The sequence below is a fragment of the Cupriavidus pauculus genome, assembly GCF_008801835.1.
In the GTDB taxonomy this organism is placed as follows: domain Bacteria; phylum Pseudomonadota; class Gammaproteobacteria; order Burkholderiales; family Burkholderiaceae; genus Cupriavidus; species Cupriavidus pauculus.
The window spans coordinates 83,568-101,672 of the sequence record NZ_VZOW01000019.1 but is presented as its reverse complement, the minus strand read 5'-3'; the positions used below and the strand labels follow the sequence as shown (position 1 = coordinate 101,672).

At 64.9% G+C, this 18,105-nt stretch carries 13 protein-coding genes and 1 pseudogene; 8 read left to right on the top strand and 6 right to left on the bottom strand.

Annotation, left to right across the window (positions count from 1 at the left end):
- Positions 1-82 precede the first annotated feature (82 nt).
- From F7R19_RS19180 to tssJ, 6 genes are all read right to left on the bottom strand, one after another.
- Complete coding sequence (locus tag F7R19_RS19180) at positions 83-1,036, bottom strand: hypothetical protein (protein WP_150981652.1); 954 nt, start codon at positions 1,034-1,036, stop codon at positions 83-85.
- Positions 1,033-2,343, bottom strand: a complete 1,311-nt coding sequence (locus tag F7R19_RS19175; RefSeq protein ID WP_223505680.1) for a hypothetical protein — start codon at positions 2,341-2,343, stop codon at positions 1,033-1,035. Before F7R19_RS19175 ends, F7R19_RS19180 begins: the two co-directional genes overlap by 4 nt.
- 181 nt (positions 2,344-2,524) lie before the next feature.
- Positions 2,525-5,281, bottom strand: coding sequence for a type VI secretion system Vgr family protein (locus F7R19_RS19170; RefSeq protein WP_150981650.1), 2,757 nt, complete (start codon positions 5,279-5,281; stop codon positions 2,525-2,527).
- 16 nt (positions 5,282-5,297) lie between these two features.
- On the bottom strand, positions 5,298-6,092 hold the full coding sequence (gene icmH / locus F7R19_RS19165) for a type IVB secretion system protein IcmH/DotU (protein ID WP_150981649.1): 795 nt from the start codon (positions 6,090-6,092) through the stop codon (positions 5,298-5,300).
- Complete coding sequence (tssK, locus tag F7R19_RS19160; RefSeq protein WP_061959604.1) at positions 6,089-7,435, bottom strand: type VI secretion system baseplate subunit TssK; 1,347 nt, start codon at positions 7,433-7,435, stop codon at positions 6,089-6,091. Before tssK ends, icmH begins: the two co-directional genes overlap by 4 nt.
- A 48-nt stretch (positions 7,436-7,483) precedes the next feature.
- Positions 7,484-8,116 carry a type VI secretion system lipoprotein TssJ gene (gene tssJ, locus F7R19_RS19155; RefSeq protein ID WP_150981648.1) on the bottom strand — a complete coding sequence of 211 codons (633 nt, stop codon included), beginning with the start codon at positions 8,114-8,116 and terminating at the stop codon, positions 7,484-7,486.
- Between the two features lie 347 nt (positions 8,117-8,463).
- On the opposite strand from tssJ, the gene F7R19_RS19150 reads away from it, so the two are divergent.
- From F7R19_RS19150 to tssH, 8 genes and pseudogenes are all read left to right on the top strand, one after another.
- On the top strand, positions 8,464-9,156 hold the full coding sequence (locus F7R19_RS19150; RefSeq protein WP_150981647.1) for an outer membrane protein assembly factor BamD: 693 nt from the start codon (positions 8,464-8,466) through the stop codon (positions 9,154-9,156).
- A 47-nt stretch (positions 9,157-9,203) separates the two neighbouring features.
- Entirely contained in the window at positions 9,204-9,728 is a 525-nt protein-coding gene (gene tssB, locus F7R19_RS19145) for a type VI secretion system contractile sheath small subunit (RefSeq protein WP_061959506.1), read from the top strand.
- The gene (gene tssC, locus F7R19_RS19140) at positions 9,721-11,208 is read left to right on the top strand and encodes a type VI secretion system contractile sheath large subunit (RefSeq protein WP_061959505.1); all 1,488 of its coding nucleotides are present in this window, start codon (positions 9,721-9,723) and stop codon (positions 11,206-11,208) included. Before tssB ends, tssC begins: the two co-directional genes overlap by 8 nt.
- 110 nt (positions 11,209-11,318) lie before the next feature.
- Entirely contained in the window at positions 11,319-11,822 is a 504-nt protein-coding gene (locus tag F7R19_RS19135) for an Hcp family type VI secretion system effector (RefSeq protein ID WP_061959504.1), read from the top strand.
- Positions 11,823-11,886: 64 nt separating this feature from the next.
- Complete coding sequence (tssE, locus tag F7R19_RS19130) at positions 11,887-12,360, top strand: type VI secretion system baseplate subunit TssE (RefSeq protein WP_061959507.1); 474 nt, start codon at positions 11,887-11,889, stop codon at positions 12,358-12,360.
- A gap of 46 nt (positions 12,361-12,406) precedes the next feature.
- Positions 12,407-14,258: pseudogene (gene tssF, locus F7R19_RS19125) on the top strand (type VI secretion system baseplate subunit TssF).
- The gene (gene tssG, locus F7R19_RS19120; RefSeq protein WP_150981646.1) at positions 14,222-15,394 is read left to right on the top strand and encodes a type VI secretion system baseplate subunit TssG; all 1,173 of its coding nucleotides are present in this window, start codon (positions 14,222-14,224) and stop codon (positions 15,392-15,394) included. The pseudogene tssF and the gene tssG overlap by 37 nt, the downstream one beginning before the upstream one ends.
- A gap of 15 nt (positions 15,395-15,409) precedes the next feature.
- Entirely contained in the window at positions 15,410-18,070 is a 2,661-nt protein-coding gene (tssH, locus tag F7R19_RS19115) for a type VI secretion system ATPase TssH (protein WP_150981645.1), read from the top strand.
- Positions 18,071-18,105 lie beyond the last annotated feature (35 nt).

Below are 18,105 nucleotides of genomic sequence, written 5' to 3'. Positions count from 1 at the left end.
AGCCGCGCTGGCCGGAAGCGCGGCGTTTCAGCGGCGGTGACGAGCGGTCAGATGCGGACGCGCGCCCGCTGGCCACGCATGTTCAAAGCTGCGGGTCCGTCTGGTCGCGGTCCCATTGCCAGATGGTTGCGCCGTATTCCGTCCCCGCTGCGTCGGGGAACACTTCGCCTTGCTGAAAGTAGCGGCGCGAATTGGCGATGGCTGGCGTGTACCACCAGCCGCTGCGCGGGCAAACCTGCTGGCCCGCGACACGTCCGGTCAGCCGATTACCGCTCGCGGCGGGCAGCAGATCGGTCAGGCCATCGGCGACCGTGGTGCCGTCCACGCGACGCACGCGGGTCCACAGAGCAGGGGACTTGGAGGTGTACTGCTGGCCATTGAAGCCAATGCAGGCACTCGGGGCGGGTTTGCCGGCCACCAGGAACTGCGCGCAGGAACTGTCCTGATCGGGCAGATAGACGCCGGATTCGACAACCGGCTCATTGGTACGGACTTGAGTCAGGGCATCGAGCGCATAGCGGGGCCAGGCCGGTGGTGCTGCCAATGGGCCGCGGGCGTTGGCGTCGTAGCCGGTGGAAAGCGTCGACATGACCCACGATGCATAGATCGTCTGGTCGATGTTCATGGCATGCGCATGAGCCAGATTCAACAGTTCCTCATAGCGCGCCGCCGCATCGGGTTCGACTTCGTCGAACCAGTCGAGCGAAAAATCGCTCTGTCCGCGAACATCGCCCGTGACGCCCACGGCGGCCCGTAAGCCCTCATGGTCGCCATGTGTCAGGCGGATAAAGCCATCGTCGAGGATCCGCGCCGTGCTGCGAAAGTTTGGCAAGACACGCTGGCCCCAGACGATATCGGGCTGTAGCGGTTGCGGCCGGCTGCGGTAATCGGCCGGCAAGCGGGCGGTGAACCGGTTCAGGCAATCCTCGACGTGCGCGAGCATCGCTTCCCATGCCGCACGCATCGCGTCGAAGTACTCGACGGAGCTGTAGCGTTCCAGCAGAAAGACTTCCTGTGGGTAAAGTGGCGTGCTCACTTTGGCCCCCCCATCGGGTGATTTGCGGGCAGATTGCTCATGTTCAGATTATTTGTCAGCTTGGGCAAACCGAGGAATTCGTCGGTTTCACCCGGGAAATCCGTATAGCCCCAGTTGGTTGGCTGCCGTTTGCCGATGAACTCGGGGTGCAGCTGGGTCGGGTCCAGCACGATCTGGTTGGCGCCGCCCTCCAGCACGTATTGCGGATGAGCCTTCAACGTCTGGCTGGCGGCCGGGCCTTCCCACACATGGAGGCCAGCGCCGGGCGGAACGGTATAGGTGATGAATTCCCCATTGCGGTTCCAGTGACGCCACACCGCAAAACGGCGGCGCCAGTCGTCGCGGCCCTTCAGCTTCATGAATTCTTCCTTGCGCATCCAGCAAATGCTGTTGTCGGCGGACGACGGGTCCACCACACGATAAAGTACCTCGCCCGGCGCGATGGTGACGGGTTTGGCTTCGTGGAATGTCGCATAGGCGCCTTTCAACGGATGCCTTTCCCCTCGCTGAAGTATCGGGTCGAGGCTCGGCCAGTTGGCCGGCGCGGGCGGTGCGGATCGCAGCGCTTCGAACTGGCGCAGTCCGGTGTTGTCGATCCAGCCCACACGATGGCGCTCCAGCAGGGCGGCTTCGTCATCCCAGTTCAGCCATTGATACTTGTGCGGGTTGATGGCATCGACATTGGCGCGATACAGCATATCCCCCTCGATCTCGAGCCGGCGCGCCAGTTTCTCCAGCCATTGATTGAGGGGAGCAAGGATTTCGCCGACGCGGCTAGCCATCTGTTGCCGGATGCGCATCACCGTCTTCAGAAGATCGCCTGCGCGGGTGCCCATGCTTGCCGTGCCCCAACGCTGGATCAGGTCTACGAAATAGCGCAGCGCATCCAAGATCTTGTCGAAGGCGCGCGCCAATTCGGCGACCGTCAGGCTGCTTTTCACCTCAAGCACCTTCTTCGATAGCCAGTGATAGGGGTTGGCGACGTTGATGGCCCGGAAGGCGCGGCGCACCGCCGGTGTTTGCAGATGTCCGTTGAGCATGTTGATGCCGGCCTCGACGAACGGCTTGCTGGCCTGCCAGAAATCGGAATCCAGGGCCGCACGGCCAACGCGGAACACGGACTTCCGACCGTAGGCGAACAGAATCTTGCAGCAGCCCTTGGCGAGCGATCCCAGTACTGGGAAAAGGCCAATCAGTGTCAGGACCAACGCCACCCATGCCCATCTGTCGGACGTGTCGTTATTGATCTTTCGGCAGTTGGCCACGACATCGCGTACGTCGCAGAGCTGATCGACGAACGGAATCATGGAAATGACGGTGCCCGTGACCACCTGACCGGTCGATTGGTCGTCGGCAAAGTCTCCCTGAATCACCACCCAGATCCATTCGGCCGCAGCCGCCAGATTCTGTTTGCCACTGTCGATCCAGCCGCCGGGTGCGCTCTTGAACCAGGCGAGCGCGTTCTCAAGTTCATCCCACATTGTGTTGTTATCCCAGCTTGGAACGCGATGCCTGAATCAGTTTGGAGACTTGATCCCACGGCTCGTCGTTGCCGGGTTCCGGAAGCTCGTACTCGACGCGAACGGCGCGCGGCGGGACGTTTTCGTGTCGTGCGTGGCCGGCGGCGTCAAGCTTGCCCGAGACGACCTGGCCATCTTCGAAATGGATCTTGTAGTTCTGCCCAACGAATGGCTCGCCTTCCATGTCGCGATGGTTGACCTCGATCCAGTGGGTCATCTCGGTACTGCCGGTCGGTAGCGCAGGCAGTGCCGCAGCCCGTCCGCCGCCGCCGCTGAACGGATGGCCCGCGCCTTTCACATCGAGCAACCCCTGCGTTTCGAACGTGATCTGACCGCCGTCGAGCGTGATGATCGATGAGCCGCCGTGCAGCACCACCTTCTGCTGGGCCAGGATTTCGACCGAATCGTTCGATGAAGTCACGGTCACCTGTTTGTCGGCCAGGATTTCCATCGCATCCGCGTGGGCCTGTAGCGAGAACGGTCCGTTTGCGGCCACGGCCTTCAGGTCCTGACGCTGGGCGAACAGGGATACGCCCTGCGCGGCGGCGATTGCCGTGACGCTGTCGCTGGCGAGGTGCCAATCCGATTGCGTCGTGCAGTGCAAATGGCGCCCGGCGTAGACCGTTGTGGTCATCGGCGTGGTCATGGCGATGGCCGTCGGGGCCTCGGTGACCAGCAGCGGCACGGCAAAGCGGTCCACCGGCGCACCGTCCGGTTTTGCCGCCTTCTGGCCGTTGACCGTATCGCGGTACTTGCCGTCCTGGGTGGGATCGATGGCTTTCTGCAAAGCGTCGAAGTGTTCGTTCGCGGCCAGCGGCAACGCCGCTTGCGCGCGTGCGGCGTCGGACAGGCGGCTGGCGGTCTGCTGGGCCGCCTTGAGCTGGCCCAGCGCTTCGCTGACGTCCAGCGCGGCGCCGGCCGCCCTCGGTTGCGCCGTGGTCGATAGCAGCATGCCTTCGCCCGCGCGCACTACGGCCCACGCGTCGCTGCGCAGTTCGGCACCATTGCCGCGCCACGCGCCGCGATTGGCGTCCTGGGGATTCTGGCTGACGAGATAGCCGAGATTGAATTGCGTATCGGCCGTGGACGACGCCATGCGCATGCGCAATTGGCCCGGCGTGTCGTCGACCACCCATTGGTTGTAGCCGTCGCCGCCCATGCCTTGCGAATGCCAGCCGGACAGCGCGTGGCCGATGGCCGGTTCGGCGGCTGGCCAAGGCGGGTTGTCCTGCTCGTTGTGCAACTGCATGGCGGCGAGCGGGCGGTCGATATCGCCGTCCAGGAACGTCAGCAGAACTTCGGTGCCAACGCGCGGCAGATGGTGTGCGCCCCAGTTGGGGCCCGCTACGGCGCCGGCCACGCGCACCCATGCGGTCACCTGGGTGACATCGCTGGCATCGGGCGCGTTGAGGTTGCCGCGCTCGGGCGCGCGCAGCCACGGAAACCGCACGCGCACGCGATGATCGCGATCGGTCTGCAGCGGCGTTTCGCCTTCGGCAATCACGATCGCCGTCTGGCCTTCGGGAGCGGTGGGGCGGGGCAGATGGCGCGGCACGATCGGCGTGCTGGCCTGCACGGCCTCGAACGTGTTGCGGTAACCGCCCATGTCTTCGTCGCGCGCGCTGTCCAACAATGAACCGATGTCCGTGGCCAGGTTGTTGGTGGCTTCGTGGCGCACCCACAGCGTGACGAAGCGGTTGTCCCCGTTGCCGAAATGTTCGGTCAGCGTGAAGCGCTGGCCCTCGCCGAGCGCCCGTACCGTGCTGGTGCCGTGATAACGCAGGTGATCGAGTTCTTCCGCTTGCAGGCGCAGCGTTGCCACGGCCGCGGCGCTGTCCGCATCGTTGAACCGATAGGCGCCGCGCGCCGTGTAGGACTCCAGCGATGGCAGCTTGCCCACCGGTTCGGCACTGGCCTGCGCACCGGTCGCGGTCAGCTGCTTGTAGTCCCACGATGCCAGGCTGACCGCATTGGTGCCCACCGCGCAGGATGACGACCAGCGCGTAATGCTGTCTTCGGTCTCGGTGATATCGGCGCGATGAAAGCGGATGCTCGATTGCGCGCAATCGGGCGCGGTGGTCCGGGCGTCGAAGATCACGAGCTTGTGGCGTGCCTGCGCGTCCTGTTGCGCGTGGCCGCCATCGCCATCCTGCTCATGCTCGAAGCGATACGACAGTCCTTCCTCGGCCAGCAGACGCTGCATGAAATCGAGATCGCTCTCGCGATACTGCGCGCAGATCGAGCGCTTGCGCAGCGTCTGCGACACCGCATTCTGGTAGCTCGCGACGTCGTAGTCCTTGAAGAGGTCCTCGATGATCTCGAGCGCGGTCTTGTCCTGGTAGACAAAGCAGTCGACCCGAGCCCGCAGCCGCGCGATCCATGGCGCGGCCGTCAGCCGGTAACGGGCCAGGCCGCCGTCGCCGCCCAGGCTGGCGCAATCGACCACAAAGCCATGCCAGGCGCGATAGCTGCCGTCGGCCAGCATCTGGCGCAGCGTGATTTCCTGGCGCGCCAGTTCGGCCGTATCCAGGTGCGCGGAGGTGGACAGGCAGTCGATCTCGATAAGGAACGGCTGGGATACCGCTTCGGTCACGGTATAGCGCTCGACCACGAGGTCGGCAGCGGGCAGGGCGGTGGTCAGCTGGATTTGCCGCGAGCCCTGGCCCAGCAGGGCGTCGGTGAGGGCCTGCGGCGCGGAGGTGTCGGCGCCGGGTGTCGGACTCATGATCGCGGGCCCCGTGTCAGGGCAATGAGATGGTCAGGTGCGAAAAACGCGGCCCCAGCTTGATGACCTGCGAATACGCCTGCATCGAATCGTTGGTCTTGCTGTTGAGCGAGGTCGACAGCCCCAGGTACGCCAGCAGCGCGATCAGCGCGAACACCGCGCCGAAGATCCACAGCGGCGTTTCGCGCTTGAGCTGGTGCGCCACCTTGTCGGGCAGCGGCCAGTGCGGGGCAAACGCGGCGCGCTTGCCCTTGATGGCGGCAATCTCGTCGCCCACGCGCGCGGTCAGGTAGGCGAGTTTTTCCGGGCCTTCGAGGATGTACTTGCCGCGGAATCCCAGCAGCAGGCACATGTGGAACACCTCCAGCGCCTGCAGCCGCGCTGCGCCGCGTGCGCGCAGCGCTTCGAGCTTGTTGAAGAAGTTCTCGCCAGCCAGTTGCTCGCCAAACAGCACCAGTTGCAGCGGGCGACGCTCCCAGTCGGCACGCATCGGGAAGTTCGACGACAGGATGGTTTCGTCGATGGCGGCACAGAACGCGTACTTGGCATCGAACACGTCTTCGGCCGGCACGTTCATGCGCTTGGCGCCGCGGTCGAAGTCATCGAGGAATGCGCGCACGCGCTGCAGAAATTCTTCCGCCGTGCCCGGCGCCTGCTTGTTGCGCAGCAGGAACAGCATGAAAAAGCCGTCGTAAAGCATGTCCAGCAGCGTGCGCGCGTGGCGCGTGCCGGCATCGGCGGGATCGTGCGCCGGGCCAGGAGCGGGCGCATGGGTGTCGCCAAACAGCGAAGGGGTGGAGGTTGCGCTCATGAAGTCACCGCAATCAGTTCGAGTTTCAGTTCCCGGATGCCGGCCGGGGTGTAGATCGTGATGTTGCCCGCCTGCAGCATGCGTTCATACAGCGCGCCGCGGGCTTCCAGGGCGAAGTAGCACGCGCCTGGGCGGACCGGAATGGCCGGCGGCACCTGCGGGGTGTAGCTCACCGGCACGCCGGGCATCGACGACAGCACGAGTTTTTCCACGTCGTCGGGCGCGCCCACCTTGAAACGCGCCGGAATCGCGTCGGCCAGTTCCGCGGCGGGCATGTCGGCCGATACGGACAGGTAGAAGCGCGTCTTGTCGTCGATCTTGCCGGAATCGAGACGGCCGGCATGGAACGACGGGCGCGTCTCGTCGAGCTTGATCGCAAAGTAGCGCGTGGAGATCACCGTATCGAGCAGCTCGCGGACGATGCCGTCGATGCGCGCGAAGGCCGGGCCCGGATTGTCGTGGTCGTACACGGGCAGGTCGGTCAACGCATAGGCCTTGGAAAAGGTCATCAGCGATCCGGCCAGCCGCAGCATTTCCTGAAACAGGCGTTCGGGATGCAGCTCGGGATGGTGGTAAAGATGCGACAGCGCGGCGAAGGCGGCGTTGGCCGTATGCAGCAGCCAGAACGACGCGATGTCGCCCGAACGGAATTCGATGATGTCCTTCGACGGCTCGCGATGAAAGCCGTACAGCGCGCTGACCTTGGCCTGCAGCGCATCGAGCATGCGGCGCAGGCGCTGGTAGAGCACCGCCGACGCGTGGATCGCCAGGCTGGGCGCGACGAACGATTCATCCAGCTCGAAGCCGCCGGTCGCGGTACGGCGGATGCGCACCACGGGCAGCGAGATGAACTGCTCGCGCGGATCGGTCTCCGCCACGAGCTTTACCGCCTTCTTCAGATACGTGATGGCTGCTGGCTCGGCCTCGGTGAACAGGTCCGCGGTGTCGCGCTGGTCGCCCACGAAGCGCGACGACGGCGCGCCATCCTCGGCTTCGCGGTAATTGCCGCCGGCATCGCGCAACGGATACAGCGCCAGATGAAAGGTCAGCTCGGACACGCCGGCGGGCAGCGTTTCCAGCACCAGCGGGGCCGGCAGTTCGTCGCCCTGCGGCGCCGCATAGCATTCGCCATCGGGAAAGAACAACGACAGCTCCGTGGCGCGCAACACGCCGCTGGCCAGCGCGTCGGTATCGAAGCGCGCGTGCTGCACGCCCCAGCCATAGGGCTGGATGGCGCGCACCGCGGTGTGCAGGCGCGACTCATGGTAGGCGTCCTGCTGCTGGAAATGCTGGGGTCGAAGAAACAGTCCTTCGCCCCAGAGGATCTTGGAGGAATAGCTCACGATTACCTTTTCTGTGCTGCTGTGGCGCTGCCGATATCTGCCGCGCCGCTAGGCGTTGCACGCGGTCGGAGACAGCATGTTCAGACCGGTGCGCGGCACGCCGTCGCTGGGGGCCACCGGATCGCCCACGGTCAGCGTCATGGCGCAGGCGTGCAGGCCGATGGTGACGCCCGATTTCTCGCTCTTGACCGCATCGACGGCAAATTTCCAGCGCTGCGCGGCAGGGCTGCGGAACAGCGCCACCACGCCAAGCGCATTGGCTTCACGCGACACCTTCTCGGTCACCTCGTAGCGCTGACCGGGAATCAGCGTGATCTCGCGCACGTTCACCAGTTCGGCGCCCAGTACCTGCTTTTCGCGGGCCGGATCGGTGAACGCGTCGTAGGGCGCCTGCAGGAAGCTGGTGGATTCCCTGAGCGTGTACACACGCACCACAAGCGCGGCCGGATGATTGTCCCGGGCGGCGTTGAGATTGGTGCCGGCATAAAGCCGCAGCGGCACCTGGCGCGGCGGTTTCTGCGATTCGGGCACGTTCGACGGCTTGAGCCCCACGGCCTCCAGCGCGCCGCTGGCCGCACCGGCCAGTACCTGGCCTCCCACTGCGCAGGACGCCAGCAGGGCAATCGCCGCCAGCGCGGCGCCCACGCGTATCGAAACGCCCAAAGTTCTTGAAACGCTCATGCCCCGGCCTCTTCTTCCCCGTTGCCCCGCGAAGTTACATTTCGTAACAACATCCGCCGTCGATGTAGTAAAAATGAAAAATATGGCGTATTTACAAACGGTTCCTTATACGACCGGAACCGTCTTTACCGGTCTTTGTGTGTGATTCGAGGAATGTGGTGTTGAAAGTCACAGTTGGTGGAGTGTACTATTCCCGCGGATCGGGGCCAACACCAAGGTTCAAACGCATATAGGGCCGTGTTGCTCATTAAATTGTCATTTGCATTTCCGCTGACAATTCTGTTGAATTCAGGCTTTCTTCCGGTCCCGCGGACATACCAACGCCAAGCTGCGATACGGTCAAAAACATGCTCGACACTCGCTTTACCCGTTCCCTGATCGCCTTTGGCGCCGCTGCGCTGATTGCCGGCTGCGCCTCGACGTCGCCCAGTACACCGTCGGAAGACTCCTATAACCAGGGCATGTCGCAGGCCGAGGCCGCGTTGACGTCCGGCCAGAAAGAACAGGCGCTGAGCCTGTTCGAACAGGTGGCGCGCAACAACCCGGCGCGTGAAGAGCCGTGGTCGCGCATCGCGCAGATCCAGTACGCGGACCAGAAGTACCCGCAGGCCATCGTGGCTGCCGAGGAAGCGCTGCAGCGCGATGCCACGGACCGCAAGGCCAAGAGCATCCTGGCCGTAAGCGGCCTGCGCGTGGCGCGCCGCTCGGTGATGGAGTTGCGCGACGACAGCGCGCTGGCGGGCGACGTGAAGACCGACGCGCAGGTGCTGGCCAAGATGATGCGCGAGACGCTGGGCGAGCAGGTGCTGTTCCCCGACGAAAAGCCCAAGGCCCAGCCCGTGGTGAAGCGGCGCCCCGTGGCGCGCCCGACTCATGCCCAGGCGAATCAGGCAGCAAACGCCGCGGCCGGCGCCGCGACGAATGCCGTGACCGGTGCGGTCCCGCCGGCAGCTGCCACCGCGCCCGTCACCGCGCCTGCGCCTGCGGCCACCGCGGCGCCTGCCGCGCGCGGCGGCGATCCGTTTGGCGCGCTGCGCTGAACCGGCGACGTTCCAAACGTCGGTTTGAAACGACTGGAGTCCATCAGATGGCCAAGAAGGAAAGCGTTCAGAAGCGCCTGACCAAGGTACGCCCGCCCCGTGTGCAGCTCACGTATGACGTCGAGAAGGGCGATGCGATCGAACAAAAGGAATTGCCGTTCGTGGTGGGCGTGGTCGCCGACCTGTCCGGGCAGTCCGAAGTGGCGCTGCCCAAGCTGCGCGACCGAAAATTCGTCAATGTCGATCGTGACAATTTTGACGATGTGATGGCCGCTGTGGAACCGCGCGCGGCCTTCCAGGTGCCCAATCAACTGACCGACGAGGGCGGCAAGTTCGGCGTGGAACTGAAGTTCCGCTCGCTGGAAGACTTCAGCCCGGAAGCCGTGGTCGAGCAGATCGAACCGCTGCGCAAGCTGCTCGAGGCCCGCTCCAAGCTGGCGGACCTGCGCAACAAGCTGGCCGGCAACGACAAGCTCGAGGACCTGCTCAGCGAAGTGCTGACCAACACCGAATCGCTGCAGAAGCTCGGCAACCACAGCGGCAACGAACCCAAGGGTGGCCAAGATGAGTAACGCGCAACTGGCGGCGGCGCCCCAGGCGCAGGCGGCGGAGGGCGGCAGCCTGCTGGACCAGATCGTCGACCAGAGCCGCGTGGCCAAATCGGAAGCCGAGCACGCCCGCGCCAAAGACATCATCGGCGAACTGGTCAAGGAAGTGCTGGACGGCACCGTGGTGGTGTCGGACAACCTGTCCGCGACGCTCGATGCCCGCGTGGCCGAGCTGGATCGCCTGATCTCAGCGCAACTGTCGTCGGTCATGCACGCGCCGGAATTCCAGAAACTGGAAAGCACGTGGCGCGGCATGAATTACCTGGTCAAGGAAACGCAGACCGGGACGATGATCAAGATTAAGGTGCTCAACGCCACCAAGCGCGACCTGGTGCGCGACTTCAAGACCGCGATCGATTTCGATCAGAGTGCGCTGTTCAAGAAGGTCTACGAAGAAGAATTCGGCACCTTTGGCGGCGCGCCCTTCGGCGCCCTGATTGGCGATTACGAGATCACGCGCCAGCCTGAGGACATTTACTTCATCGAACAGATGTCGCACGTGGCATCGGCCGCGCACGCGCCGTTCATCGCGTCCTCGTCGCCCGAACTGTTCGGCCTGGAAACCTTTGCCGATCTGGGCAAGCCGCGCGATCTGGCCAAGGTGTTCGACACCGTCGAATACGCCAAGTGGAAGTCGTTCCGCGAATCCGAAGATTCGCGCTACGTCGGCCTGACCATGCCGCGCTTCCTGGGACGCCTGCCGTACAACCCGAAGGACGGCACGTCGGTGGAAGGCTTCAACTTTGTCGAGGACGTGGATGGCACCGATCACGGCAAGTACCTCTGGTGCAATGCCGCCTGGGCCTTCGGTGCGCGCCTGACCGCAGCGTTCGAGGACTTCGGTTGGTGCGCGGCGATCCGCGGCGTGGAAGGCGGCGGCCTGGTGGAAGACCTGCCGACCCATACCTTCAAGACCGACGACGGCGAGATCGCGTTGAAGTGCCCGACCGAAATCGCCATCACGGATCGTCGCGAGAAAGAACTCAGCGACCTCGGCTTCATTCCGCTGGTGCACTGCAAGAACTCGGATTACGCCGCGTTCTTTGCCGCGCAGTCGGTGCAGAAGCCCAAGAAATACAACACGGACAGCGCCAATGCCAATTCGGTGCTGTCGGCGCAGCTGCAATACATCTTCTCGGTGTCGCGCGTGGCCCATTACCTGAAGGCCATGATGCGCGACAAGATCGGCAGCTTCGCGTCGGCGCAGAACGTCGAAAACTTCCTGAATCGCTGGATCTCGCAGTACGTGCTGCTCGATGACAACGCATCGCAGGAGCAGAAGGCGCAGTTTCCGCTGCGCGAAGCGTCGATCCAGGTTTCCGAAATCCCAGGCAAGCCGGGCGCTTACCGCTCGGTGGCCTTTCTGCGACCGCACTTCCAGCTCGATGAACTTTCCATCTCGCTGCGTCTGGTAGCAGATCTGCCGCAGGCCGCCAATCAGTAAGGGAACCGCAGGCATTGCCCGCCGCGCTCCACGGCGCGGCGGGGCGGCCCGCGCGTGAGGCAGATCGCTTCGTCTCAGTGCAAACAATTCGTTATTCCTCAGAGGGTCTCATGAAGGACATCTACGTCAAGTTCGGCAATCCGGTGATCAAGGGTGAATCGGCGGACAAGGATCACAAGGACTGGATCGAAGTCACCAGCTGGTCGCACAGCATCAAGCAGCCGCGTTCGGCCACCGCGTCGACCGCAGGCGGGCACACCGCAGAGCGCTGCGAACACGGTGAGATGGTGTTCACCAAGGATATGGACGTGGTCAGCCCGCTGCTGTATCAGCACGCATCGGGCGGCACCACGTTCGACGAGGTGACCATCGATTTCATGCGTGCCGACGGTGAAGGCAAGCGCGTGAAGTATCTGGAAGTCAAGCTGAAGAACGCCATCCTGGGCGCCGTCGATGCCAAGGTGGCCACCGAAGGCCTGCCGACCGACGTGTTCTCGCTCAAGTACGCGGCCGTGCAGTGGAAGTACACGCAGCAGAAGATTGGCGGCAACCAGGGCGGCAATTCGCAGGGCGCCTGGAGCCTGACCAAGAACGACAAGACCTACACGGTCTAAAGCGTGATGGGCGACACCGTGGCGCATGCCGCAGTGCCGTCCGTCTGCAACCGCCATGGCTGCCATCAAGGGCTTTGAACCGAGTCTGCTCGACAAGCTGTGCGACGACGAGCCCGGCGCGCCGCTGCCCGCGGCCATGCGGCGCCTCTCGCTGGAAGAGCTGAAGGCGACCGTGGCGCGCGACATCGAGTCGCTGCTGAATACCCGCATCGCATATCAGGAAGCGGATCTCGATGGACTGATCGAATGCCGGCGATCCGTGCTCACGTACGGGCTCAACGATTTTGCGGGCATGAGCCTGGCCAGCTATCAGGATCGCAAGGACATCTGCGACTCGCTCAAGCGCGCCATCCAGCGCCATGAGCCGCGCCTGCAGCACGTGGTGGTATCGCTGGACATCAGCGAGCGCGCCACCAATGCCCTGTGCTTTGGCATTTCCGCGGTGCTCGTGGTCGGGCCCGCCCGCGAGAAAGTTGCGTTCGATGCCATGCTTCAGCCGTCCACGCTGCAATACACGGTGAGTCGCGGCCGCGGCTGAACCGCGGGCGCGCCGCATCGGCTTCCCATCTCGCCTGGCACACTTCATGGAAGAGCTTCTCCCATACTACGAGCGCGAACTGGCCTACCTGCGCCGGTATTCGCGCGATTTTGCCGAGCGCTATCCGAAGATTGCCGGCCGGCTGGCCATGTCGGCGGACAACTGCGACGACCCGCATGTGGAGCGGATGATCGAGTCGTTCGCGTTCCTGACCGCGCGTATCAGCAAGAAGCTTGACGACGATTACCCCGAGCTGACCGATTCGCTGCTCGAGGTGATGTACCCCCATTACCTGCGGCCGTTTCCGTCCTGCTCGATCGTGCATTTCGAGGCCAGCGCGGGCACCGACAAACTGACCGCGCCAATTGCCATCGCGCGCGGATCGATGCTGGAAACGCGCGACATCGGCCGCACCCGCTGCAATTTCCGCACGGCCTACGATGTCCGGCTGTCGCCGGTGTCGGTGGCCGATGCGCGCTACGATCCCACGGTGCTGGCGCCGCGTACGGTGTCGCTGCCCAAGGGCGCCACCGGCGCCATCCGCATCACGATCGATGCCGGACCCGAGCGCGATCTCGCCCGGGTCGGCCTCGATTCGCTGCGCCTGTATCTGGACGGCGAGCCGTCATTCATCTCTGTGCTCGGCGATGCGCTGCACCTGCACACCGCCGCGGCCTACGTCGAAGGCAAGCTGCCCGGTGTATGGCACCGGCTCAAGGACGTGCCCGTCAAGCCGGTCGGCTATGCCGAAAACGAAGCGCTGCTCGAAACGCCGGCACGTTCGCATCCGGCCTATCGGCTGCTGACCGAGCACTTTGCGTTTGCCGAGAAATTCAACTTCATCGACATCGACCTCAAGGCGCTGTGCCGCGCGTTCGGCGTCGATGCCGAGGGCCGGTGCGGTGTGCGCCGTGCCACGCTGCATCTGGTGCTGCGCGACCTGCGCGCCGATTCGCCCGCCGCGCGCCAGCTGGAGAACCTGCGCGCCGATCATCTGCGCGAGCATTGCTCGCCGGTGGTCAACCTGTTCGATCTCAGCGCGGACCCGATCGACCTCGACCACACGCGCGTGGCCTATCCGGTCGTCGCCAGCAGCCAGGCGGCGTCCTCGTACGAGGTGTATTCGATCAATCGCGTCACGCTGGTGCGCAAGGGCGAGCAGGGGCAGGTGCTGGGCGAGTTCCGGCCGTTCTATTCGCTCCATCACGGCGAGACGCCAGGCGACACGCAGGGCTACTGGGTGGCGCGCCGCAATCCGGTCATGCTGGCCAAAAGTCCCGGCTTCGAGACGGAACTGTCGCTGGTCGATCTGCACTTCGATCCCGTCGTGCCGCAGACCAGCACGCTGAGCCTGAACGTTACGTGTTCGAACCGCGATTTGCCGGCGAGCCTGGCCTTTGGCAGCCGTGAAGGCGACCTTACGCTGAAGGGGTCGTCGTCGGCGCGCACCATCCGCTTCCTGCGCAAGCCCACGGCGTCGATGCGCCTGGCCGGCGGCCGCGAATCGCAATGGCGGCTGATTTCTCTGCTGGCGCTTAACCATCTATCGCTGGTGCAGAACGGCTTGTCGACATTGAAGGAGATGCTGCGGCTGCACGATCTCAGCCATGCGGGCGTGACGGCGCGGCAGATCGACGGCCTGGTGCAACTGGAATACCGGCCGACCACGCAGTGGCTGGCGGGCAAGCCGTTCGCCACGTTCGTGCGCGGGCTGGATGACGCTCGATGAAGATGCCTTCGTCGGCACTGGCCTGCATCGCTTTATCCGCGTGATGGACCATTTTTTCGGGCTCTATGTGCATCTGAACAGCTTTGTGCAGCTCGTCGTCGTCTCGCACCGTACCGGCAAGGAACTGATCCAATGCGCTCCACGAAGCGGCGAATCGATCCTTCTGTGATGCGACGGCTGCTGACGCAGCCGCATCGCTTCCACTTCTTCCAGGCGGTGCGGCTGCTGCAGAACCAGTTCGCGCGCGAGGCGCGCACCCCATCCGCGCTCGGTGAAGCCAGCGGCATCGATGGCGTCGATGTTGTCGATGGCGCCGAGGTGCCGCGCCAGCGCGCCGCATCGCCCGAACACGTGCTGGCTACGCGCGTGCGCTTTCCCAATACGCTGCGCCTGTCGTTCCCACCCAGCGAGATCGAGAGCCTGCAGGCGCCGGGACTGCCGCCCGACGCGCTTGACGACGATGCCGCATTCGCCGAGGCGGTGGCGGCGGGCAAGCTCGATTCGGTGGCGCTGACGCCGGCGTTCTTCGGCATGCTGGGCGCGCAGGGCGCCTTGCCGCTGCACTACACCGAAATCGTGATGGAGCGCGAAAGCGTGCGGCGAGACCGGGCGCCGCGCGCGTTCTTCGACATCTTCTCGCATCGCGCTGCCGCGCTGTTCTACCTCGCGTGGCAGAAGTACCGCCTGCCCATGCAGCATGAGATCGATCGCACGCGGCACTACTTGCCGCTGTTGCTGTCGCTGGGCGGCATCGGCGAGCGTGCCGCGCGTGCGGATCTGCACGAGGCGCCCGGCACGATCCACGACGAGGCGCTGGCGGGCTATGCCACCGCGCTGCGGCACCGGCCGGTGTCTGCGGCATACCTGGGCCGCGTGCTGGCCGACTATTTCCGGGTGCCGATCCGCATCGAACAGTTCGTCGGCGGCTGGTACAACGTGCCGCCCGCGCAGCTGTCGCAGCTCGGCCTCGGCAACAACGTGCTTGGCGCGACCGCGCTGGCGGGCACGCGCGTATGGCAGCGCGACTTGCGCGCGCGCGTGTGGATTGGCCCGCTGGCGCGCGCCGACTATCGACGCTTTTTGCCCGATGCGCCCGATGCGCAGGCGCTGCGCAAGATGATGACCGTGCTGGGCGGCGCCACGCTCGAATATGAAGTCCGCCTCGTGCTGCGCAAGGAAGACGTCGGCGGCAGCGTGCTGGGCGGTGCCGGCGGCGGGCGGGTCGGCTTCGACACGTTCCTCGCCACGCGCCCCGCCGAGCGCGACCGGGACGACGCCCATTACACGCTGCAGCCTGTGCACTAACCCACCACGACCACCATGGCCACACCCCTGAAGACCCTGATCGCCAAACTGAACGGCACGAGCCGGCAGGCCGCCGAGCGCGCGGCGTCGCTGTGCATGGCGCGCGGCAACTACGAGGTGGATATCGAGCACCTGTTTCTGGCGTTGGTGGAAAACCCGCGCAGCGACGTTTCGCGCGCCGCGCAGGCATCGGGCATCGACAACGCCGCGATGCAGCGCGACCTCGAAGCCGAGATCGGCAAGTTCCAGACCGGCAACAGCCGCACGCCGGCATTCTCGCCGTGGCTGCCCCGGCTGTTCGAACAGGCGTGGCTGATTGCGTCGCTCGATTCGCAGATCACGCGGATCCGCTCCGGACACTTGCTGCTGGCGCTGCTGACCGATCCCGCGCTGGCGCCGCTGGCCGAGCGCGGCACCCGGTTGTTCGCCCGCTTTCCCGTGGAGCGGCTCAAGCATGATCTCGATGCGCTGACGAAAGGCTCGGAAGAAGTCGAGCAGGCCGTCGATTTCGTCGATGGTGCGGGCGGCGCGGCGGGCGAGATGCCGCAAGGCAAGGGCGCGTTGTCGAAGACGCCGGCGCTGGATCAGTTCACGATCGACCTCACGCAGTCCGCGCGGGACGGCCGCATCGATCCCGTAATCGGCCGCGATGCCGAGATCCGCCAGATGATCGACATCCTGATGCGTCGACGCCAGAACAACCCGATCCTGACCGGCGAGGCTGGCGTGGGCAAGACAGCCGTGGTGGAAGGTCTGGCGCTGCGCATCGTGGCCGGCGACGTACCGCCGCCGCTGCGCGGCGTGGTGCTGCGCACGCTGGACATGGGATTGCTGCAGGCCGGCGCGAGCGTAAAGGGCGAGTTCGAGAACCGCCTGCGCGGCGTGATCGACGAGGTCAAGAAGAGCCCGCAGCCGATCATCCTGTTTATCGACGAGGCACATACGATCATCGGCGCGGGCGGGCAGGCAGGCCAGAACGATGCCGCCAACCTGCTCAAGCCCGCACTCGCTCGCGGCGAACTGCGCACGATTGCGGCCACCACATGGGCCGAATACAAGAAGTACTTCGAAAAGGACGCCGCGCTGGCGCGCCGCTTCCAGGTGGTCAAGGTGGAAGAGCCGACCGAGTCGTTGGCCGTTGCGATGCTGCGCGGCATGGTGGGCCTGATGGAGAAGCACTTCAACGTGCGCGTGCTCGACGAAGCGATCGTCGAGGCGGTTCGGCTGTCGCATCGCTACATCAGCGGCCGGCAGTTGCCCGACAAGGCCGTCAGCGTGCTCGACACCGCATGCGCCAAGGTGGCGCTGGGCCAGAGTGCCACGCCGGCAGAGATCGAGGAAGACCAAAAGGCCATGGCGCGCATCGATGGCGAGATTGCCGCATTGCAACGCGAGGCCGCCGTCGGTGCGCCGCATCAGGCGCGGCTTGACGATCTGGCCGTGCGCAAGGCCGCGCTGGCGCAGCGCATCGCCGACGCCACCGCGCGGCTGGACCAGGAGAAGGTGCTGGTCGAGCGCATGGTGGCCCTGCTGCGCGAGCGCGATGTTGCTGGCGATGGCGCCAATGTCAATGCGGGCGCCGCGGCGGGCAATGACGAGTTGAACGCGCTGCGCGCGCAACTGGCCGATCTGCAGGGCGACCGGCCGCTGGTGCCGGTGCAGGTCGACGGCCATGTGGTGTCGGAGATCGTTTCGGCATGGACCGGCATTCCGCTGGGCCGCATGGTCAAGGACGAACTGCAGACGGTGATGAAGCTGAAGCCGCTGCTTGAAGAGCGCGTGGTCGGCCAACCGCATGCGCTGGAAGCGGTGGCCCAGCGCGTGCGTACGGCGGCGGCCAATCTCGAAGATCCACACAAGCCGCGCGGCGTGTTCCTGTTTGTGGGGCCGTCCGGCGTAGGCAAGACGGAAACCGCGCTGGCGCTGGCGGACATCCTCTATGGCGGCGAACGCAAGCTCATCACCATCAACATGAGCGAGTACCAGGAAGCGCACAGCGTGTCGGGCCTGAAGGGCTCGCCGCCGGGTTATGTCGGCTATGGCGAAGGCGGCGTGCTGACCGAGGCCGTGCGGCGCAATCCGTACAGCGTGGTGCTGCTCGATGAAGTGGAGAAGGCCCATCCCGATGTGCTGGAGATGTTCTTCCAGGTGTTCGACAAGGGCTGGATGGAAGACGCCGAAGGCCGAACCATCGACTTCCGCAACACCATCATCATCCTGACCTCGAACGTCGGTTCCGCCGCGATCATGCAGGCATGCCTGAACAAGAGCCCGGAAGAGATGCCCGATGCCGACGGCCTGGCCGAAAGCCTGCGGCCGGCGTTGTACAAGGCGTTCAAGCCGGCATTTATCGGCCGTACCAAAGTGGTGGCGTATTACCCGATCTCCGACGACATCCTCACGGAGATCATCGTGCTCAAGCTGCAACGCATTGCGCAGCGCGTGCATGCCAATCACGGCGCGAGCTTCGAATGGGACAACGGTACGGTGGAGGCAGTGCTCAACCGCTGCACCGAAGTGGATACCGGCGCGCGGGCCGTGGACCACATCCTGAACGGCACGCTGCTGCCCGAGATTGCACAGTCCGTGCTCGCGCGCATGGCCGAGGGCGAGAAGATCGAGCGCATCAAGGTCAGCGTCGGCAAGAACGGCGCCTTCCGTTACAAGGTCAACTGAGATCCAACAGGAGCGGGGGCAGGCAATGGGCGGAC